Raw genomic sequence first — 20,286 nt, 5'->3', positions numbered from 1 at the left:
TCGGAAGATGTAAGAACACCTGAGTGGAAGGAGGGAGTCATATATGAATATCGTACAAGCGATTACGCAGGAACAACTTCGTCAGGATATTCCGAGTTTCCGCCCTGGTGACACTTTGAAAGTGCACGTAAAGGTTATCGAGGGATCTCGTGAGCGTGTCCAGTTGTTTGAAGGTGTTGTTATCAAGCGTCGTGGCGGTGGAATCAGTGAAACTTTTACAGTTCGTAAAATTTCCAATGGTGTAGGTGTGGAAAGAACTTTCCCGCTTCATTCCCCAAAACTCGATAAAATCGAAGTGGCTCGCCGTGGTAAAGTGCGTCGTGCTAAGCTGTACTATCTTCGCGAACTTCGCGGTAAAGCAGCTAGAATTAAAGAAGTACGTCGTTAATCTATGGATAACGATCCGGGGGCTTGATCTTCAAGCCCCTTTCGTTTTTAATAAAATAGGTATACGAATACCATCCTGTAGATAAAGAGAGGGCAGCGAGCTATGGAACAGCAATTTCAATCGGAGCAGCCGGATAGAACACAAGTAACACCGGAACCGTCCAGGAAGAAGAAAAATGAGGCGCTTGAATGGCTTAAAGCCATTGTGATTGCGGTTGTACTGGTTGTCCTGATTCGTTGGCTTTTCTTTGCCCCGTTTATTGTAGATGGGCCTTCAATGCAGCCTAATTTTCACACGGGTGAACGGATTATCGTAAATAAAATTCTTTATGATTTCAGACAGCCTCGTCATGGAGAAGTCGTGGTGTTCCATGTACCTACCGAAGGACGGGACTTTATTAAGCGTGTAATCGGCGTACCGGGCGATACGGTGAAGGTCGAAGGCGACACGGTTACGGTGAATGGAGTCAAAGTCAATGAGACTTACATTCAAGAAGCCATAGATGAGAAGCATAAGAACAATCAGCTGTACAATGATGAAGCCGACTTCCCCAATGAGCAATTCAAGGACGGGAAAGTACCGGAAGGGTATGTGTTTGTCATGGGCGACAATCGTTCGAACAGTACAGACAGCCGCCGGTTAGGTTTTATCTCCCAGAAGGAGATTGTTGGCCGTGCCGATCTGGTATTCTGGCCGATGAAGGATATTCATTTTATCAAACACTAATACTTAAAAATGGATGGACGAAGCATACACTTGTTCATCCATTTTACATAGGAGCGAACTAAAGCTGGAAACAGTCTTTAGTTCGTTCTCTATATATGGATACATATCCATAAGTATAGGGAAAATAGAGGTGCACAAGACGATGACAATACAATGGTTCCCCGGACATATGACGAGAGCACGGAGACAGATTCAGGAGAAGCTGAGTCTGATTGATGTGGTCATTGAGCTGCTGGACGCCCGCCTTCCTCTATCCAGCCGCAATCCCATGATCGACGAGATCCTGCTGAACAAGCCGAGGCTGATTCTGCTTAACAAATCCGATCTGGCTGACCCGGCGGTTACCCGGGAATGGGTGGAATACTTCAAGCGGGAAGGACATACGGCAGTTACAGCAGATGCCTCCACCGGACAAGGGGTTAAGGAAATCCCGCTTAAGGCAAAGGAACTGCTCAAGGAGAAAATTGACCGCCAGATTGCTAAGGGAATTAGACCAAGGGCGGTACGGGCGTTGATCGTCGGAATTCCGAATGTCGGGAAATCTACGCTGATCAACCGTCTAGCAGGCCGTAGCATAGCCGCAACCGGAGATCGGCCGGGAGTGACGAAAGGTCAGCAGTGGATCAAGGTCGGGACAGAAATGGAGCTGCTGGATACCCCTGGTATCCTATGGCCCAAATTCGAAGACCAGAATGTCGGTTACCGCTTGGCTGCAACGGGGGCGATAAAGGAAGAAATTCTGAACGTGGAAGACATCGCCTTTTTCGCAATAAAATATCTATGTCAATATTACTGGACTCAGCTTCAGGAAAGATTCGATCTGGGAGAACGGCCACAGGATCTTGAGAATCCAGATGAGATTGTTGCTGTAATGGAGGCCATTGGAAGAAAACGCGGCTGCATTATAAGCGGAGGCCGGGTGGATCTCGAGAAGGCATCTGGAATTATGCTCAGAGAGCTGAGGGCTGGCAAGCTGGGCCGATTCAGCATGGAATCCCCTTATTGATTTAACCAAGCGTCGGCTGAGCCGGCGCTTTTTTTTGTTGTAATATACATAACCCATTTGGAAGTAAATCCAAAATATTGAAACATTTTTCCTTCTTATGCGTCTTAGTTATAGAACATAGGGGAGGAGGATTCTTAAGCAGCTGATTCAGATTAAATGAAAAATTATCCAGATACCACTTTACAATTGAAATGCTTTAACCGATAAAAATGTTACAAAAACGAAACGAACCCCTTAGTAGGGTATGTTAATCTGTTAAAGAATTAAGTTGAATTGGATAGAGAGGAAATTGGAGGAAAATGAAAAATCAAAAATGGATGTCTGCAGCATTGGTTGGTCTTATCATTATAGTAGCCGCAGCATTTCTTTGGGAGAAAGGAAGCCGCAATACTAAAATTAACAACTTAACTCCTTTAAGCACCATGGGTCAGCTTGGAGCAAGTCTGGGTACTGCTAAAACCAGCGGAGGCCCGGTTAATAAACATAACGACCAGAAATTAACTTCCCCCGTAACGCCCAATAAAGTATATTATCGTAATAAGGTCATTGTACTGATGTATCATGAAGTAACCCCTGAACAGATTGATGCGGGCACAGTACTGGTCTCCAAATTCAAGCGCCAGATTGAATTGATGAAGGCGAACGGGTTCAAATGGATTACCATGAAGCAATATAATGACTTCATTTTGAAAGGTACGCCGGTTCCCGACAATGCCGTATTAATGACTTTTGACGATGGGTACGAATCTTTTTACCAGTATGCTTATCCGGTGCTAAAGGAAAATAAAGTTCCTGCAACGATGTTCATTATCCTCAATACAATTGATAATCCAAAGCATCCCGGGATACCCAAATTAACGTGGGATCAAATTGATACTATGCACCAGAATGGGATTGATTTCTACAATCACACGTATGACTCCCATATCCAGGCGCCTACAAATGCTTCACATAAAGCAACAAGAGCCGTTCTTGCGGGTCCTATGTATCTCGAGAAATTGAAGCGCAAAGAGACCAATGAAGAATTTAAGTCACGGGTAAAGACAGATCTTTCTATGGCTCAAGCTATGCTGAAGGAAAAGCTGAATAACGACATGGATATCCTTGCCTTTCCTTATGGAGCCTATACGAAGTCAACACTGGAAGTATGCCGCGAGCTTGGCATTAAGATCACATTCACCGTTAAACCGGGGATTAACAAAAAAGGGCAGTTGAACGGGTACCGAGTCAACGCCGGCGGGATCAAGAATAATCCCGACGAACTTATCAAATTAATGAAGAACGGCGCGGAGCAGAAGGCGAAGAAGCTTAGCAGTCCATTTGATTTGCTGAATCAGGGTCCATTGAAGACTCTGGAGCAGGTTATTCCAGAGCCTGAGAGGCAACGCAAGTCAGTAGTTAAGAATACTAAGTCCCAGGCTCCGTCCGTAAATGTGGTGGGGAGTGGAGAAGCAGCGTGACGGATATGTTAACTTATGAGAAGCAATATTGGCGGGAGAACTTCCGCCATATTGCTGGAATTGATGAGGTGGGCCGCGGATGTCTGTTCGGAGATGTGGTTGCGGCCGCCGTTATTCTTCCTCAGGATATTCTGATTGAAGGAGTAACTGATTCCAAGAAGCTTAGTGAGAAGAAGCGGGAAATGCTCTACGAGACCATAATGGAGAAGGCTGTCGCTGTAGGGGTCGGATTTGCCGATGCAGACACCATTGATAGAATTAATATCAAGCAGGCAACCCGGTTAGCCATGAAAGAAGCTTTGGAGCAGCTGTCTGTTACGCCGGACTACCTGCTGATAGATGCGGAGAAAGTGGATTCAGACATCCCGCAGATGGCTGTAATTAAAGGGGATGCCCTCAGTCAATCTATTGCGGCTGCTTCCATTGTGGCTAAAGTTACCCGAGATCGGCTCTGCCAAGGAGAATGGGAAGCGATGTTCCCCGAATATGGAATTGCTGTACATAAAGGATATGCCACCAAGCTGCATAGGGAACAAATTCTGTCCCTGGGCGCAACACCTATGCATCGTAAAAGCTTTATGCGTAATTTGTTCATACGTCAGCAGGAATTGTTCTAACTTACCCGCCGCTTAGAAGGCGGGTTTTTCTTATAAGGAGGTTCAACTATTTAAGATGAGCTTCCGATAAAATAGATATGGGTTTAATTGAAAAGGCACCAATAGGTGCTTTCTTTATGTTCATTCGAGGGAAGACTGCAAATAAAGGGGGCAAAGGAAGATGAACATCGGACCCATCGTACGGGGGCTACTTGGTGAGAACAGGGCTGGCCAGCCGAAGGAGCTGGAATTAAAGATGGGCCAGGTTATTCGCGGGGTTGTGCTAAGTGTATCCGAGAATGGCCAGGAGGCCGTGGTTCAGGTCCAGGGCGTTCAGTTAAGGGCTGTTCTGGAGACCCCGCTGCAAAAAGGACAGACGACCCTTCTTCAGGTTCAGCCTCCAGGGAAGGATGGTATGGCGGTTTTAAAGCCCCTTAACTTCACTTCATCGGCTTCACTAACGGATCGGTCACTGGCTGAAATGCTGGACAGCTTCGGAATGGAGAATACTACAGAGAATCGAGAAATGCTAAAACTGATGCAGACCCAGGGAATTCCCTTGACGAAAGATCAGGCTTCAGCGCTTCAGCAGTCCCTTGCCAGTAAGCCGCAGGGGCTTCCACTGGAACAGTGGGTGGAGTCTGCCGCAATCGCCTTTCACCGGGGTCTCCCCATAACGGCCGCAAGTGTGGCCGGTCTGAATCAAGCCGTGTTCGGAACCTCGGTACAGGATCTGCTCTCTACACTTGGAGAGCAGGTGTCAGCTTTGCTATCAGAGATTACAGATCAGGAGAGTTCTACTCGCCTTAATTCAGGCGGTCAGGCAGGATCTGCAGCGGGGCAGAAGGTACCGGATGCTGAGGCTTTGCAGCCCCATGAACTGAAGGGGGCGAGCGGGTCAGGTTCAGAAAGGGCCGGACAGACCGGACATATTACGGCAGCTGGACCTTCTAAAGGCAGTGAACTTCTGCTTAAAGTCCAGGGGCTGCTTGAAGAGCTGCGTAACCTGGGGTCGCAGAGCGCAGCTTCTCCATCTGCTGCGGCTAATACTTTGTTAGCTGAAGGAAGGCAGGAGGCAGGTAGCAGACAAGGAACAGGGTCAGTGGGGACTGGGATTGCTGGCGGTGGAAATGGCGCTGTTCTGGATAATTATGGTACAATCTTAAATGCGGGATCAGGTGTGTCCAGGACCTCTGTTGAAAACGCAGGTCAAATGACAGTTGGAGCCGCGAGTGAGCTGAGCAATATGGAAGCGGAAGACGGAAGTGGAGTTCATGCTGGGACAGACGGGAATGGAGTTAATTCTGCAAGACCAGCAGCAAGCAGTGCTGCTTCCGCCGCCCCTTCATCAGGCTCCGCTACTCAAGGGGCAGCTGGAACCCTCTCAGGCGCGGCAGCTCCCGCGCCTGAAGAACCCGGAGCTGCGCCTGCGGCTGCAGCTCCAGGGGGCACGGGCGAAGAGCCTGCGGCCTCTTCGCCGGCGCGCACCCACGGGGCAGAGCCGTGGGTGGCGCGGGTACTGAAGCTGCTCGGTGCAGAGCACGAGCAGCAGACGGCGCGCACGGTGACGCTTGGCGCGTCACCGACGCCGGAGGCGCCGCCTGCCGAAGGCGCGGCGCGCGCGGCTTCCGCCGCGGCGGGCGGCGCAGCAGCGCCCGGCGGCGAAGGGCCTTCCGGCAGCGTGCCGCAGGCCGCGCCGGGCGGGGAAGCCGCACCCGCGCGCAGCGGTGCGGCTCAGGCAGTGCCCGGGGCGGCTGTGCCTGCCGGGCAGCACGAGCGGCACGCCGCGGCTGGCGGCCCCGCAGCGGCAGGAAGCCCGGCGGCCGCAGGCCCTGCGGCGCTGCCGGATGTGCCAGCAGCGGCTGCAGAGCCCGCCGCCGCGATCAAGGAGACGCTCAAGAGCCTGCTCATGCAGGTGCTTGATTCAAGTGACCTGCCGCCGCAGCTGCAGGATACCGCGAAGCAGCTTGTGAACCAGCTTACCGGACAGCAGCTGCTGATGAACACAGATCGCACGGCTCCTTTTGCCCAGATGACGATGTTCCTGCCGTTCACCGGCCCGGATGGAGATCAGACGGCTTCCGTTCATATTCAGTCCAGACGCGGCAAGCGTGGGGAGCTGGACGCCTCGAACTGCCGGCTCTGGTTCGACCTGCAAATGAAGCATCTCGGCCAGGTCATGGTGGATGTTCAGGTTGCTGACAAGAAGGTCATCCTGAAGATACACAGTGAGCAGGAAGCTGTAGGTACTTTTATCGAGAGCAGGCAGGATGAGATTAAGGATGCCATCGAATCGGCAGGGTACCGGTTGTTGTCCTTGAAAGCGGAAGCGATGGATACCTCATCTAAGAAGCCGGGGGCGGACAGTGTACCGCCGCTTTATGTTCCCCCAGCTTATAAAGGAGTGGATTTCCGGATATGAAGGAGAAGTCTGGAGAACGGAATCTCTCTATGAAACGGGCAGTGGCTCTGAAATATGAGCCATCGGAGCATGAAGCGCCGGTCATTGCGGCCAAAGGAACGGGCCACCTGGCGGAACGAATTTTGGAGAAGGCCAAAGAGCACGGTATCCCGGTTCAGGAGGATGCTGCCCTGGTGGAGGTGCTGTCCAAGCTGGATCTGGATCAGCAGATTCCGCCGGAGCTGTATGCTTTGGTAGCTGAAATACTCAGCTTCATCTACCGGTCGGACCGGGCTGCTGAGAAGGGACTCAGCCGTGGAGAATGATCTGAGGAGCAAAGGCAAGTATAAGGATTTGCGGAAGGAAAGGGGAAGCTTTGCCGAGCATGAGGCGGCTTCCTATTTAGTGGATAAGGGTTACCGGATTATTCAACGGAATTGGCGCTGCCGAAGCGGCGAGATTGATATCATCGCCGAGCTAAGCCGGGTAATCGTCTTTGTAGAGGTTCGCAGCCGCAGCAGTAGATCACTAGCTTATGGAACTGCATTGGAATCTATCACTGCCCGTAAAATAACTCAGGTCAGGTCGACAGCTGCCGTGTATCTGCATAGCAAGAACACTTCTGATTCGGCTGTTAGATTCGACGTTATAGCGGTTCAATTGGGGCATGATGGAAGATTTGAGTCACTGGAGCATGTGGAAAATGCTTTTTAAAGAATAAATTACGAATAGGGAGATGGCTGCTTATGTTCACAACGATTAAATCGTTTGAGGATAGTTGGAAACATGAAAGTGCAATGACTGAGAGCATTCTGGATGTACTAACAGATGAATCCTTGTCCCAGGCCATCGTCCCGAATCATCGGACTTTAGGGCGGATTGCATGGCACATCGTTACCACCTTGCACGAGATGTTATCGCGGACAGGTCTTGTGTTCGAAGCCCCGCATGAAGATGCGCCGGTTCCTGCCTCAGCGAGCGCTATTGCCGAAAGCTACCGTGAGGCCAGCAAGGCCTTGAGCGAAGCCATCAGGCAGCAGTGGACCGACAGCACCCTGGCAGAGACGAACGAGATGTATGGTGACATATGGCCTAAAGGGCTCACGCTTACGGTGCTGATCCGCCATCAGATTCATCACCGCGGACAGATGACTGTACTGATGCGTCAGGCGGGTCTTCCGGTTCCAGGCGTTTATGGTCCTTCAATGGAGGAATGGACGGCCATAGGGATGCAGCCGCCTGAGGTGTGATCTTTCATTAAGCAGATTACATAACGAGATATCAAAGAGACTCTAAAGTAGCTTATCTTTAGGGTCTCTTTTTTTGTTATATCTTTCTTTTAATGCTTAAGCCTGCTTGCTATCCCGGAATTCTAAGAGAGGTGTTATGAAAGGCATCGTTTATTTAATAAGAACATCATAGTTAATAGTATTTTGTTTCTTATACTCAGCTAAAAGAGAGTCTTCAAATGCATTCATTTCAGACAGATCATTAATTTTCTTTTCCTCAACTAACTTTGTACCGAGCTTACCGAGAAAGATTGCTTTTTCATATTCATATCTTGTTTCTTTGCTTTTCCAAAATTGTTCTTTTGTCAAATCCGTTATTCTTATTCGGTTTTTCATTAGTTCTTTGACCAGTTCATTTCCTTTGTCTATGTCTGTGTCTGGATTGTCTATAGCCTCTTGATTTCGAGAAACTTCCTCACTGATCTCTTTTTCTGAAACCGTTATACCTAGTTTTTTAGCGTAATTGACCGCAAGCTCTTCTTTAACTAGATTGTCAATAAGATCAGTATCACTTAACTTTAACTGGGAGGCAATTCCTTGCTGATTGCTTGTTAATTTACTTGTTAATTCATAGTTTTTTTTATAAAAGATAAATTGTTTCTTACTGACTTCGATGTTCTTAGCTATAACTAATTTAGATAATTTCTTAGAGTCCTGTGTCTCATCAAGGCTCTTTTTTATATCATCAAATCCCTTTGTGATATTTTCCTTAGGTACCCATGCATCTTTTGAACGGGAGTACATAATTGAAGAGGTGGTTGCAATGATGACTAAAGATGCGATAAGTGTTAAGATGAACATTTTCTTCATGTAACTCATCTCCTATTTGTGTTCTATTGTAAAGCCATAAACCTTAAATTTTAACATTAATCGAAATTTCATTCGCAGGATTTATCCACTCATGCAAGCTATCATTCATCCAATTATATCAATATTTATCATTTAATGGTACATGATAGTAAATTAGCATGCCATAATGATAGAATCAAAAGGCGTTTGAAGGTGAGGGATTAACCTTTTCTAGGTGACCGAATGAGCGAGTTTGGGTGCTTGTAGTCCTCTCTACTTTTACATCACCTTTCTTCCGCCAAATGCCGGCCTGCTACCCCAGCAAATCCCGGCTGCGGCGGTCCAGCTGTCGGTATTGAATCGCTTCAGCTACGTGGGATGGGGTAATGGCATCGGAATCATCAATATCCGCAATAGTACGCGCCAATTTCAAAATACGGTCATAAGCCCGCATGCTCAGTCCAAGAGCCTCGAAAGTGGTCCTCATCAACGCCTCGGCTTCACCGCTCAGCTGAGTGAATCGGCGCAGGGTGCTTCCTGACAATTCACTGTTCCAGGAAATCTTATGTTTATGATAGCGTTCCTGCTGACGCGCCTGCGCCGCCTGAACTTTCTTCCTCATTGAAGCCGAAGAGAGGGGCGCCGGATCATGGGGCCAGTCTCCGGGACGGGGCACCTCGACCTGTAGATCAATTCGGTCCAGCAGGGGGCCGGATATCTTGTCACGGTAGCGAAGAATGCGTCCTGGACCGCATGTGCACGGAGGAAGTGGCGGTTCGGTCCCTAAGTAACCGCACGGACAAGGATTCATCGATGCCGCCAGAATGAAATGAGCCGGGAAGGTAAATGCCGCCTTCGTTCGGCTTATAGTAACGGCCCGGTCTTCGAGCGGCTGCCTCAGTACCTCTAGGGCCCCGCGTGAGAATTCAGGCAGCTCGTCCAGGAACAGGATTCCCTTATGGGCGAGGCTGACTTCACCGGGTTTGGGAATGGTTCCTCCTCCAACGATGCCTGCTGCTGAGATTGTATGGTGGGGAGACCGAAAGGGTCTTGTACGAATAAGGCCGGCCTCCGGTTCCTTGAGCTTACCTGCTGCGCTGAAGATCTTCGTCACTTCAAGAGATTCATCCTGGGACAGAGGCGGGAGGATGGTGGGAAGACGGCGAATAAGCATCGTTTTGCCGGTTCCCGGAGGGCCAATTAGAAGGATATTGTGCATGCCGGCAGCAGCGATCGTAAGGGCACGCTTAACGTGCAGCTGGCCGAGCACATCGCTGTAATCCTCTTGAGCGGCAGAGGAGTGATTCGTGGGTACCTCCCTGGCAGTGGGCTGCTCTTTCAAGTGGTGGAATGAACCGATGTGAAGAGGACCTCCTTGAGTGCCTTGTGACTGTTCGGCTTCAGGTGCAAGCTCTTTCAGATGAGTGAGTCCATATACCTTTATTCCTTCAAGGAGTAAAGCTTCTTCCGCACTGCACTTTGGAAGCAGAACGGAGGTGAAGCCTTGTCTCTTCGCTAAATCTACCATGGACAGTACGCCAGACACGGGGCGCAGCCCGCCTTCGAGCGACAGCTCACCGATGATCAGCATTTTCTCGTCTTCAGGCAGAGTGATCTGCCCGCTCGCGGTCAGAAGACCCAGGGCAATAGCGAGGTCAAAGGCAGAGCCTTCCTTCCTTAAGTCTGCCGGAGCCAAATTAATCGTGACTCTCTGAAGGGGAAAGGTATAACCGCAGTTTTTGATGGCTGAACGTACTCGCTCTATGGATTCCCTGACCGCTGAGTCGGGCAAGCCAATAATAGAGGTCTGCGGAATTCCGCTGGACAGATCCACTTCTACCTCGATCATTACACCGTCTATCCCATACAAACACGAACTGAACAATTTTCCATACATAACAAAAAAACACCCTTTCATCTTGGAGTATTGGCATACTAGAGCCAGGTACCGTGAGGAAAAAGGTGCTTCCTTATACATTCCTTCATATTCTAGGTAATATGATTAATTATTGGATGAATCTTTTAATAAGTCAAGGTGGACACGTGGTTTATTTACAACTAGCATACTCGTACGTTTCTGAGGTTGGAGCCTAGTAGGAAAATACAAACTATGAACTAAGTCTATTTTACTATGTATTTAAGAGTTGGGATAGAAAAATTCCCCATATCCTAGTGAGGAGAAGCTGATCATTCTCAACCCGCGATGAAAACGATATCAAAAAAATGTAGAATTACCGAACTTTTTAAGGAAAGCGTTTTAAAAACATGATACAATATTGTGGGTTTGAAATTATATGGAATTTCTCATACCCTTAATAACCGCCCGTTGATAGGAGGATTCTAGAGTGAATATCCATGAATATCAAGGAAAAGAAGTCCTGAAGCAATATGGAGTGACCGTTCCGCAAGGACGGGTGGCATTTACGGTGGATGAAGCCGTGGAAGCAGCCGAAGCACTGGGCAGCCCAGTGGTCGTGGTGAAGGCTCAAATACATGCAGGTGGCCGCGGTAAAGCTGGCGGCGTCAAAGTAGCGAAGAATCTGGATGAAGTTCGTAACTATGCAAATGAAATCCTTGGCAAAGTACTGGTAACGCACCAGACAGGGCCAGAAGGCAAAGAAGTGAAGCGCCTGTTGATCGAGCAGGGCTGTGACATTCGTAAGGAATACTACGTCGGTGTGGTAGTTGACCGTGCAACCGGGCGTGTCGTGCTTATGGCTTCCGAGGAAGGCGGCACGGAGATTGAAGAGGTTGCGGCAGCAACGCCAGAGAAAATTTTCAAAGAAGTTGTGGATCCGGCTGTAGGGCTACAGGTATTCCAAGCCCGCAGATTAGCATACGCGATCAACATTCCGAATGAACTTGTGAATAAAGCTGTAAAGTTCATGCTGGCCCTATATACCGCATTTATTGAGAAAGACTGCTCTATTGCAGAGATTAATCCGCTTGTAGTTACAGGAGATGGCGAAGTTATGGCGCTCGATGCCAAGCTTAACTTTGACTCCAACGCCCTTTTCCGTCATAAGGATATTCTTGAGCTTCGCGATCTGGAAGAAGAGGATGCGAAGGAGATTGAAGCGTCCAAATTTGATCTCAGCTATATTGCTCTTGATGGGAATATCGGCTGTATGGTTAACGGAGCTGGCCTCGCCATGGCTACCATGGATATTATCAAATACTATGGAGGCGACCCTGCCAACTTCCTCGACGTAGGGGGCGGCGCAACAGCAGAGAAAGTAACTGAAGCGTTCAAGATTATCCTGTCCGACAGCAAGGTAAAGGGTATCTTCGTAAATATATTCGGTGGCATCATGCGTTGTGATGTTATCGCCGAAGGGATTGTTGAAGCAGCCAAGCAGGTTTCGCTTGACCGTCCGCTCGTAGTTCGACTCGAAGGAACCAATGTCGAATTAGGCAAGAATATCTTGGCAGAATCGGGACTTGCTATTGTCTCTGCGGATTCCATGGCTGATGGTGCCCGCAAGATCGTAGAGCTCGTATCATAATACGGAATTTAGAAGGAGGCTTTGGATATGAGTATTTTGGTCGATAAAAATACGAAAGTCACCACCTCAGGTATTACGGGAGCAACCGGACTGTATCATACAAGAGGCGGCCTTGAATACGGCACGCAAATGGTCGGCGGTGTGACTCCGGGCAAAGGCGGTACAAGTCTGGACATTACCCTAGAGAACGGCGAGACCGTAACTCTGCCGATCTTCAACTCGATTCGTGAAGCCAAGGAAGCAACAGGCGCGACAGCGCACGTAATCTACGTTCCACCAGCATATGCTGCGGACTCGATTATGGAAGCGGTAGATGCAGGAATGGAACTCGTGATCTGTATTACTGAAGGTATTCCTGTACTCGATATGGTGAAAGTGAAACGCTACATGGAAGGCAAGAATACCGTGCTTATCGGACCGAACTGTCCTGGCGTAATTACTCCAGGCGAATGTAAGATTGGTATTATGCCGGGTTACATTCATACTCCAGGTCATGTAGGTGTTGTCTCCCGTAGTGGTACGCTCACCTATGAAGCGGTTCATCAATTGACGACTCGCGGTATTGGTCAGTCTTCTGCTGTGGGTATCGGCGGTGACCCGGTGAAAGGTTCCGAATTCATCGACATTCTGTCCAGATTTAACGAAGATCCGGATACTCATGCGGTAATTATGATCGGCGAAATCGGCGGTACTGCTGAAGAAGAAGCGGCCGAGTGGGTGCGCGATAATATGAAGAAGCCGGTCGTTGGCTTCATTGGCGGTGTAACTGCTCCTCCAGGCAAACGTATGGGTCACGCGGGTGCGATTATTTCCGGAGGTAAAGGTACGGCTAAAGAAAAAATCGCCAAGCTTGAGTCCTGCGGTATTAAAGTGGCTCCAACTCCGGCGGAAATGGGCTCAACACTTGTGACTGTACTCGAAGAGCGCGGCATGCTTAGCCAGTGCACAACTCATTAAGAAGCATTCATGGGCAAAGTATAAATTGAATTAGAACTGAGCTTCCAATATATGCTATACTTTGTCTAAAGGTAGGCAACCTTCTTTTCCGATGACGGGAAGAAGGTTGTCTTTTTTTGTTCTTATTCAGGGAAGCCAGTAGCGTATAGAAGTTATAGTACATAGTCGAATTAATAGTCAGCTGGTGTGTTAATTAAAAAGGAGGAGCAAGCTTGGATATGAAGAAGAAGAGAGTACTGATTGGCCTTCAAGAGACCCCAGGGATCGGATGGAAGAGTATAGAGCGGATTCTTGAAATGGAATACTGGGAGAAGGCAACCGAATTTACAGCTTCAGACTGGGTGGACTGCGGATTAACCGAGGTTCAAGCAGCCAGAATGGCAAGTCAATTTACAGAAGAATGGCTGGAGCAAAGGGAAGAATTAATACATAAAAAAGGGATAGAAGCAGTGACACGGCTGGATAAGGATTATCCTATATTAATGAAGGAAACGGTTCGGCCTCCCTGGGCAATGTACCTGATGGGGCACAGAAGGCTGCTGAGTACATTTTCAATAGCCATGGTTGGAACAAGAGTACCTACCGCTTATGGACGGAAAGTTGCGGAAATGCTAGCCGCTGAACTGTGCAGGCATGAGGTCACCATCGTAAGCGGGATGGCCAGAGGGATAGACGGGGTCTGTCATGAAGCTGCCCTTCGCTGTGGCGGGGCGACGATCGCCGTTCTCGGAACTGCCATCGATACAGCTTATCCATCTGAACATACGTCTTTATACCGCCGAATTGCTGCGGATGGGCTTGTAGTGTCAGAATATCCTATAGGTACACCTCCGCATCCAGGGTTATTTCCGCAGCGTAACCGGATAATTGCCGGACTAACCCGGGGAACTCTGGTAGTTGAAGCGGATGTCCGAAGCGGATCGCTGATTACAGCTGATTCGGCCATGGAAGCGAACCGGGATGTGTTTGCCGTCCCGGGACCCATAACCTCTCCGAAGAGCAGCGGTGCTCTGGGACTTATCAAGCAGGGAGCCAAGCTGGTAACCTCAGCAGCAGATATTTTGGAAGAGTACGGGATTGAAAGGATGCAGCATGCGACAAAAAATGAAATATCTTCCGAAGGAAACAAGTTGACAGAACAGGAGCAGCACATATACCATATGTTGGAGCAGAGCACCTTAAGCTTTGATGGATTGCTCTCAAGAACGAAATGGGATTTTGGACTTTTGCATTCAGTTCTGTTATCTTTAATCATAAAAAAGCAGGTCGTGCAATTACCTGGTTCTATTTACAAAATAATATAGTTCAGACTCGGGTTAGATGAGTGATAAACCAGACTATAAATTACTTGGTAAAGTATACTGTGAAGTGTTGTGAGAGGAGGATGAGCCTATGGCGGATTCACTAGTAATTGTCGAGTCTCCTGCGAAAGCGAAGACGATCGGCAAATATCTGGGCAGCAAATATATCGTGAAAGCGTCTATGGGTCACATTCGCGATCTGCCAAAGAGTCAGATTGGCGTTGAAGTCGAGAATGACTTTAATCCCAAATATATAACCATCCGCGGCAAGGGTTCTATATTGAAGGAACTGAAAAGTGCGAGCAAGAAAGTTAAGAATATTTATCTGGCGGCTGACCCCGATCGTGAAGGTGAAGCCATTGCCTGGCATTTGGCGCATCTGCTTGATGTGGATGCCAGTAAGAGCTGCCGGGTTGTGTTTAACGAAATTACTAAGGATGCAGTTAAGGATGCATTCAAGACTCCACGTAAAATCAATATGGATCTGGTGAATGCCCAGCAGGCGCGGCGCATATTAGACCGTTTAGTAGGATACAAGATCAGCCCTCTTTTGTGGAAAAAGGTAAAAAAGGGCTTGTCCGCTGGACGTGTACAATCTGTGGCGGTCAAGATTATTCTCGACAGGGAGAATGAAATCTCTGAGTTTGTCCCTGAAGAGTACTGGAGTATTACAGCTGCCTTGAAGACTGGAGATACCTCATTTGAGGCCAAATTCCACAGGCTGAAAGGCGAGAAGATCGAGCTGTCAAATGAAGCTGATGTCAAGCAGGTGCTTCAAGCGATAGAAGGAGCTTCATTCCAGGTAAGCGAGGTGAAGGAGAAGGAACGTCTCCGTCATCCATCTGCTCCGTTCACAACGAGTTCAATGCAGCAGGAAGCTGCGAGAAAATTGAATTTCCGTGCAGCCAAGACCATGTCAGTCGCTCAGCAGCTGTACGAGGGCGTTGAGCTTGGCAAGGAAGGCACCGTGGGTCTGATCACTTATATGCGTACGGACTCTACCCGGATTGCGGTATCTGCACAGGAAGAGGCCAAAGACTATATTCTTGATAAATATGGCGATAAATTTGTACCTGAATCTCCCCGCCAATATTCCAAAAAGGCGGCCAATGCGCAGGAGGCTCACGAGGCCATTCGTCCAACTTCAGCAATGCGTGATCCGGACTCTATCAAATCTTTCCTGAGCAGGGATCAATATAGACTCTACAAGCTGGTATGGGAACGATTCATGGCAAGCCAAATGGCTTCTGCCGTTCTGGATACGCTTTCTGTGGATATTGCCGCTGGTGAAGCGACCTTCCGGGCAGTGGGCTCCAAGGTAAGATTCCATGGTTTCATGAAGGTCTACGTGGAAGGAAATGACGATGGAACCACCGATGACGATAAATTCCTTCCTCCGCTGAAGTCGGGAGATGTGCTGGAGACTCAGCACGTGGATCCCAAGCAGCATTTCACCCAGCCGCCTCCAAGATATACCGAGGCCCGCTTAGTGAAGACGCTTGAAGAGCTGGGCATAGGTCGTCCGAGTACGTATGCACCTACTCTTGAGACTATTCAGAAGCGTGGTTACGTAGCTATCGAAGAGAAGAAATTCATGCCCACAGAGCTTGGGGAACTCGTAATTGAGCAAATGGAACAGTTCTTCCCTGAAATTCTTGATGTGGAATTTACCGCTCATATGGAAGGTGACCTCGACCATGTGGAAGAGGGCGAGGAAGATTGGGTCAAAGTACTGAGTGAATTCTACGAGTCCTTTGAGAAGCGCCTTGAGGTTGCCGAAGAAGAGATGAAGGAAATTGAGATTGAGGACGAAGTATCTGATGAGATCTGTGAGAAATGCGGCAAGCCGCTGGTCTACAAGCTCGGAAGATTTGGTAAATTCCTGGCTTGTTCCGGCTTTCCGGATTGCCGGAATACGAAACCGATTATTAAGGATATTGGTGTGACCTGCCCGAAATGTAAAGAAGGGCATGTTGTGGAACGCCGCAGCAAAAAAGGCCGTGTCTTCTATGGATGTGACCGTTATCCGGAATGCGATTTCGTATCCTGGGATAAGCCATCACCCAAGCCGTGTCCGCAGTGTGGTTCACTGCTGGTTGAGAAACGTAACAAGCAAGGAACGAAGCTCCAGTGCACGGGGTGCGATTATACAGAAGCAGTAGAAGAAAATGATGACGATGCATCCGAGTGAACATTCATTCCCGAATGGCTTGGCAATATTGTAGGAGGTTATGAAATTGACAGATCAGGCAAGGGTTACCGTAATCGGAGCAGGTCTGGCAGGCAGTGAGGCTGCCTGGCAGATTGCAAGCCGCGGTATCCCGGTGACTTTATATGAGATGCGGCCGGTCGTGAAGACGCCTGCCCATCATACGGACAAATTCGCTGAATTGGTGTGCAGCAACTCACTACGGGCGAACGGTCTTACCAATGCAGTTGGTGTACTGAAGGAAGAAATGCGCAGGCTGAACTCTTTGGTGCTCAGTTCTGCAGACAAGAACGCAGTGCCTGCTGGGGGAGCTCTAGCGGTAGACCGAGACGGGTTCTCAGGGGATATTACAAGAACGCTTCACGAGCATCCACTGGTTACGGTAGTTAATGAAGAATTGAAAGAAATCCCTTCAGAAGGGATTGTCGTTATTGCTACCGGCCCGCTGACCTCGCCGGCCCTCTCCGAACAAATTAAAGGACTTACGGGTGAAGAATACTTCTACTTCTATGATGCGGCTGCTCCCATTGTAGAGAAAGACTCCATAGATATGGAGAAGGTCTATCTGGCTTCCCGGTATGACAAGGGCGAGGCAGCTTACCTCAACTGTCCGATGACAGAGCAGGAATTTGATGCGTTCTATGAAGCTCTGATCACTGCGGAAGTCGCCCAGGTTAAGGAATTTGAGAAGGAAATCTATTTTGAAGGCTGCATGCCGATCGAAATTATGATGCGGCGCGGCAAGCAGACCGCTCTTTTCGGGCCAATGAAGCCCGTTGGTCTATTGAATCCTCATACCGGCACATTACCGCATGCAGTAGTTCAGCTGCGTCAGGATAACGCTGCCGGGACCTTGTATAACCTGGTCGGTTTCCAGACCCATTTGAAATGGGGAGAGCAGAAGCGGGTCTTCTCCATGATTCCGGGCCTTGAGAACGCAGAATTTGTTCGTTATGGAGTAATGCACCGCAATACGTTCATTAATTCTCCTACTCTGCTCGAGCCTACCTATCAGACCAAGAAGCGTCCCAAGCTGTTTTTTGCCGGTCAAATGACTGGGGTGGAAGGTTATGTGGAGTCCGCGGCTTCGGGGCTGATTGCCGGTATAAATGCAGCGAGAGCGGCAAGGGAGCAGGAAGGTATTGTGTTCCCGGAAGACACCACGTTAGGAAGTATGGCCCGTTATATAACAACGGCTGACTTCAAGCATTTTCAACCGATGAATGCGAACTTTGGTCTTTTCCCTAAGCTTGAAGAGAGATACAGGAAGAAAAGTGAGAAGAACGAGGCACTGGCCCGAAGGGCGCTGGACAGCCTTGAGCAGTTTGTAACCCGTGAGTCCATATAAAAACAACCAGTTGCCGTCCTAATCCTTAGGGCGGTGAATCTGTTTTCGGTCTTGAAAATATAGGTTCAATCATAAAGTAAGATGAGGTGATATCGATGGAAATGTCTTTTCATGCAACAACGATTTGTGCGGTTCGCCATAATGGTAAAGGAGCCATCGCCGGCGATGGCCAGGTAACCTTCGGTGAGAGTGTCATTATGAAGCAGACGGCGAAAAAGGTAAGAAGGCTTTACAGAGGTCAGGTTGTTGCCGGATTTGCCGGATCTGTAGCAGACGCGATTACTTTATTTGAGAAGTTTGAAGGCAAGCTTGAGGAGCATCACGGGAACCTTCAGCGTGCAGCAGTTGAATTAGCTAAGGATTGGCGTCAAGACAGGGTGCTGCGCAAGTTAGAGGCCTTGATGATTGTTATGGATAAGACAGGAATGCTTCTGATTTCAGGCGGCGGGGAGATTATAGAACCGGACGACGATGTCCTGGCTATCGGCTCAGGCGGTAACTTTGCCTTATCGGCTGCTAGAGCGCTCAAGCGCCACGCTTCTAATCTGGATGCGAAGGACATGGCCAGAGAATCGCTCAAGGTAGCCTCAGAGATCTGTGTATACACGAACGGGAATATTATTGTAGAAGAGCTGTAAGTAGATTCAGAGAGCCAAGGAGGGATTTATATGACGAATCAGGCACTAACCCCCAGACAGATTGTTGCTGAACTGGACAAATACATTGTAGGACAGAAGCAGGCAAAGAAATCGGTAGCCGTTGCGCTCCGTAACCGATACCGTCGTAATCTTCTTGGCGACGAGGTCCGTGATGAGATTGTGCCTAAAAACATTTTGATGATTGGCCCAACAGGTGTGGGGAAGACGGAAATTGCCCGGAGATTAGCCAAGCTGGTTAATGCCCCATTTGTCAAAGTCGAGGCTACAAAGTTCACAGAAGTAGGTTATGTGGGACGGGACGTAGAATCTATGGTCCGAGATTTGGTCGAGACAGCCATCCGTATGGTTAAGCAGGAGCGCACAGAGAAAGTCAAGGATAAGGCGGAGGAGCTTGCTAATGAACGTCTTGTCCAGATTCTCGTTCCTTCTCCTACCAGGAACAAGAGCCAGCGTAATCCTTTTGAGATGCTATTCGGGAATCAGAACCAGGGGACACCGCAGGTGAATGAAGATCAACCGGAACAAGATAGTGAAGTTACAGAGAAGCGCCGGAAGGTTAGGTTTAATCTGCTTGCCGGGCAGCTTGAGAATGAGACCGTGGAAATCGATGTGGAGGACAACGCTCCGAATATGCTCGACATGTTCGCCGGGCAGGGCAATGATCAGCTCGGAATGAATATGCAGGAGATGTTCGGAAATCTTATGCCGAAGCGGACGAAGAGACGGAAGCTTACCGTAAAGGAAGCGCGTAAGGTGCTGACTCAGGAAGAGGCCAACAAGCTGATTGATCATGATGATGTTGTACAGGAGTCGATCAGCAGAGCCGAGCAGTCGGGGATTATATTTATCGATGAGATTGATAAAGTTGCAAGCCGGGGACAGGGAGCGGGGCCTGACGTATCCAGAGAAGGGGTACAGCGTGATATCCTGCCAATCGTAGAGGGTTCGACGATTATGACCAAATATGGTCCCGTCAAGACCGACTATGTGCTGTTCATTGCTGCCGGGGCTTTCCACGTGTCTAAGCCTTCGGATTTGATCCCCGAGCTGCAGGGCCGGTTTCCGATCCGGGTTGAACTCAGCAGCCTGACGCTTGATGATTTTGTGTCCATATTGACCGAGCCGCAGAACGCTTTGACCAAACAGTATATTGATCTCCTGCGTACAGAAGATATTGAAATTGAATTCTCGAACGAGGCTATTCGCGAAATTGCCAATATTGCCGCTGCGGTGAATGCCAATACCGAGAACATTGGTGCAAGAAGACTGCATACCATACTCGAAAAGCTGCTGGAGGACTTATCCTTTGAAGCACCAGAGCTTACCCTGGATAAAATGGTGATCACTCCCCAATATGTAATCGAAAAGCTGGGCGATATTGCCAAAGACCGGGACTTAAGCCAATATATCTTGTAGAATAGAATATATGAAGTTAGTTACCGACCAAGGTCCTGCTTTCCGGGACTTAAGGGTCGGTTTTTATTTTGGCGAAATTCCAAGGAATGTGATTGTCGATTTTTAGCAGTTTTAAAAGAAAGAAATTAGATTTTAGCTATAATTATAATAAATTACCAAATTTTTTAAAAAAATAGGGCTTTTTTCTCATTGTATTATAGGCCATTCTCTACGAAACTTAGGATATATGACATTA

General features: G+C 48.6%; 18 protein-coding genes. 16 read left to right on the top strand and 2 right to left on the bottom strand.

The features are described 5' to 3' along the window. Positions 1–43 precede the first annotated feature (43 nt). The 9 genes from rplS to ACEN86_RS13670 all read left to right on the top strand — a co-directional run bounded on the left by rplS (position 44) and on the right by ACEN86_RS13670 (position 7,827). Positions 44–388: a 50S ribosomal protein L19 gene (gene rplS / locus ACEN86_RS13710; RefSeq protein WP_127200719.1), complete on the top strand. Its 345-nt coding sequence runs from the start codon at positions 44–46 to the stop codon at positions 386–388. A gap of 102 nt (positions 389–490) precedes the next feature. Continuing rightward, positions 491–1,114, top strand: a complete 624-nt coding sequence (gene lepB / locus ACEN86_RS13705; RefSeq protein WP_495631175.1) for a signal peptidase I — start codon at positions 491–493, stop codon at positions 1,112–1,114. 142 nt (positions 1,115–1,256) lie between these two features. Next, the gene (ylqF, locus tag ACEN86_RS13700) at positions 1,257–2,120 is read left to right on the top strand and encodes a ribosome biogenesis GTPase YlqF (protein WP_495631174.1); all 864 of its coding nucleotides are present in this window, start codon (positions 1,257–1,259) and stop codon (positions 2,118–2,120) included. 299 nt (positions 2,121–2,419) lie between these two features. After that, positions 2,420–3,580, top strand: a complete 1,161-nt coding sequence (locus ACEN86_RS13695; RefSeq protein WP_495631173.1) for a polysaccharide deacetylase family protein — start codon at positions 2,420–2,422, stop codon at positions 3,578–3,580. Further along, positions 3,577–4,197 (top strand): ribonuclease HII, encoded by a 621-nt coding sequence (gene rnhB / locus ACEN86_RS13690; protein WP_495631172.1) that lies wholly within the window; start codon positions 3,577–3,579, stop codon positions 4,195–4,197. Before ACEN86_RS13695 ends, rnhB begins: the two co-directional genes overlap by 4 nt. A gap of 160 nt (positions 4,198–4,357) precedes the next feature. Further along, complete coding sequence (locus ACEN86_RS13685) at positions 4,358–6,598, top strand: TP0910 N-terminal domain-containing protein (protein WP_495631171.1); 2,241 nt, start codon at positions 4,358–4,360, stop codon at positions 6,596–6,598. Continuing rightward, positions 6,595–6,903 (top strand): EscU/YscU/HrcU family type III secretion system export apparatus switch protein, encoded by a 309-nt coding sequence (locus ACEN86_RS13680; RefSeq protein WP_495631170.1) that lies wholly within the window; start codon positions 6,595–6,597, stop codon positions 6,901–6,903. The genes ACEN86_RS13685 and ACEN86_RS13680 overlap by 4 nt, the downstream gene beginning before the upstream one ends. Beyond that, positions 6,893–7,291 (top strand): YraN family protein, encoded by a 399-nt coding sequence (locus ACEN86_RS13675; RefSeq protein WP_495631169.1) that lies wholly within the window; start codon positions 6,893–6,895, stop codon positions 7,289–7,291. The genes ACEN86_RS13680 and ACEN86_RS13675 overlap by 11 nt, the downstream gene beginning before the upstream one ends. Positions 7,292–7,323: 32 nt before the next feature. Beyond that, a complete protein-coding gene (locus ACEN86_RS13670; RefSeq protein ID WP_495631168.1) occupies positions 7,324–7,827 on the top strand; it encodes a DinB family protein in 504 nt (167 codons plus the stop codon). A gap of 150 nt (positions 7,828–7,977) precedes the next feature. On the opposite strand, the gene ACEN86_RS13665 is transcribed toward ACEN86_RS13670, so the two are convergent. Together ACEN86_RS13665 and ACEN86_RS13660 are read right to left on the bottom strand one after the other, a co-directional pair. Beyond that, positions 7,978–8,676 (bottom strand): hypothetical protein, encoded by a 699-nt coding sequence (locus ACEN86_RS13665; RefSeq protein ID WP_495631167.1) that lies wholly within the window; start codon positions 8,674–8,676, stop codon positions 7,978–7,980. A 292-nt stretch (positions 8,677–8,968) separates the two neighbouring features. Next, entirely contained in the window at positions 8,969–10,552 is a 1,584-nt protein-coding gene (locus ACEN86_RS13660) for a YifB family Mg chelatase-like AAA ATPase (RefSeq protein WP_495631166.1), read from the bottom strand. 448 nt (positions 10,553–11,000) lie between these two features. Here ACEN86_RS13660 and sucC point away from each other — a divergent pair, with 448 nt between their 5' ends. From sucC to hslU, 7 genes are all read left to right on the top strand, one after another. After that, a complete protein-coding gene (gene sucC / locus ACEN86_RS13655) occupies positions 11,001–12,161 on the top strand; it encodes an ADP-forming succinate--CoA ligase subunit beta (protein WP_127199646.1) in 1,161 nt (386 codons plus the stop codon). A 27-nt stretch (positions 12,162–12,188) separates the two neighbouring features. Next, a complete protein-coding gene (gene sucD, locus ACEN86_RS13650) occupies positions 12,189–13,118 on the top strand; it encodes a succinate--CoA ligase subunit alpha (RefSeq protein ID WP_495631165.1) in 930 nt (309 codons plus the stop codon). A 218-nt stretch (positions 13,119–13,336) separates the two neighbouring features. Next, the gene (gene dprA, locus ACEN86_RS13645) at positions 13,337–14,422 is read left to right on the top strand and encodes a DNA-processing protein DprA (RefSeq protein WP_495631164.1); all 1,086 of its coding nucleotides are present in this window, start codon (positions 13,337–13,339) and stop codon (positions 14,420–14,422) included. An 88-nt stretch (positions 14,423–14,510) separates the two neighbouring features. Then, on the top strand, positions 14,511–16,610 hold the full coding sequence (gene topA / locus ACEN86_RS13640) for a type I DNA topoisomerase (protein ID WP_495631163.1): 2,100 nt from the start codon (positions 14,511–14,513) through the stop codon (positions 16,608–16,610). Between the two features lie 40 nt (positions 16,611–16,650). Further along, positions 16,651–17,976: a methylenetetrahydrofolate--tRNA-(uracil(54)-C(5))-methyltransferase (FADH(2)-oxidizing) TrmFO gene (gene trmFO / locus ACEN86_RS13635; protein ID WP_495631162.1), complete on the top strand. Its 1,326-nt coding sequence runs from the start codon at positions 16,651–16,653 to the stop codon at positions 17,974–17,976. A gap of 95 nt (positions 17,977–18,071) precedes the next feature. Continuing rightward, complete coding sequence (gene hslV, locus ACEN86_RS13630) at positions 18,072–18,614, top strand: ATP-dependent protease subunit HslV (protein ID WP_495631161.1); 543 nt, start codon at positions 18,072–18,074, stop codon at positions 18,612–18,614. A gap of 30 nt (positions 18,615–18,644) precedes the next feature. Next, positions 18,645–20,051 (top strand): ATP-dependent protease ATPase subunit HslU, encoded by a 1,407-nt coding sequence (gene hslU, locus ACEN86_RS13625; protein ID WP_495631160.1) that lies wholly within the window; start codon positions 18,645–18,647, stop codon positions 20,049–20,051. Positions 20,052–20,286 lie beyond the last annotated feature (235 nt).

It is taken from the genome of Paenibacillus sp. Paensp111 (genome assembly GCF_059492195.1).
The sequence above is the reverse complement of the archived record's forward strand: the minus strand, read 5'-3'. Positions and strand labels throughout refer to the sequence as shown.

Coding starts and splice junctions, on each gene's coding strand:
- ACEN86_RS13670 (WP_495631168.1), top strand. CDS start 7,324: ATGTTCACAACGATTAAATCGTTTGAGGATAGTTGGAAACATGAAAGT.
- sucD (WP_495631165.1), top strand. CDS start 12,189: ATGAGTATTTTGGTCGATAAAAATACGAAAGTCACCACCTCAGGTATT.
- ACEN86_RS13680 (WP_495631170.1), top strand. CDS start 6,595: ATGAAGGAGAAGTCTGGAGAACGGAATCTCTCTATGAAACGGGCAGTG.
- trmFO (WP_495631162.1), top strand. CDS start 16,651: ATGAAATTGACAGATCAGGCAAGGGTTACCGTAATCGGAGCAGGTCTG.
- ACEN86_RS13695 (WP_495631173.1), top strand. CDS start 2,420: ATGAAAAATCAAAAATGGATGTCTGCAGCATTGGTTGGTCTTATCATT.
- ACEN86_RS13685 (WP_495631171.1), top strand. CDS start 4,358: ATGAACATCGGACCCATCGTACGGGGGCTACTTGGTGAGAACAGGGCT.
- lepB (WP_495631175.1), top strand. CDS start 491: ATGGAACAGCAATTTCAATCGGAGCAGCCGGATAGAACACAAGTAACA.
- ACEN86_RS13660 (WP_495631166.1), bottom strand. CDS start 10,552: ATGTATGGAAAATTGTTCAGTTCGTGTTTGTATGGGATAGACGGTGTA.
- ACEN86_RS13665 (WP_495631167.1), bottom strand. CDS start 8,676: ATGAAGAAAATGTTCATCTTAACACTTATCGCATCTTTAGTCATCATT.
- ylqF (WP_495631174.1), top strand. CDS start 1,257: ATGACAATACAATGGTTCCCCGGACATATGACGAGAGCACGGAGACAG.
- hslV (WP_495631161.1), top strand. CDS start 18,072: ATGGAAATGTCTTTTCATGCAACAACGATTTGTGCGGTTCGCCATAAT.
- hslU (WP_495631160.1), top strand. CDS start 18,645: ATGACGAATCAGGCACTAACCCCCAGACAGATTGTTGCTGAACTGGAC.
- dprA (WP_495631164.1), top strand. CDS start 13,337: ATGAAGAAGAAGAGAGTACTGATTGGCCTTCAAGAGACCCCAGGGATC.
- topA (WP_495631163.1), top strand. CDS start 14,511: ATGGCGGATTCACTAGTAATTGTCGAGTCTCCTGCGAAAGCGAAGACG.
- rplS (WP_127200719.1), top strand. CDS start 44: ATGAATATCGTACAAGCGATTACGCAGGAACAACTTCGTCAGGATATT.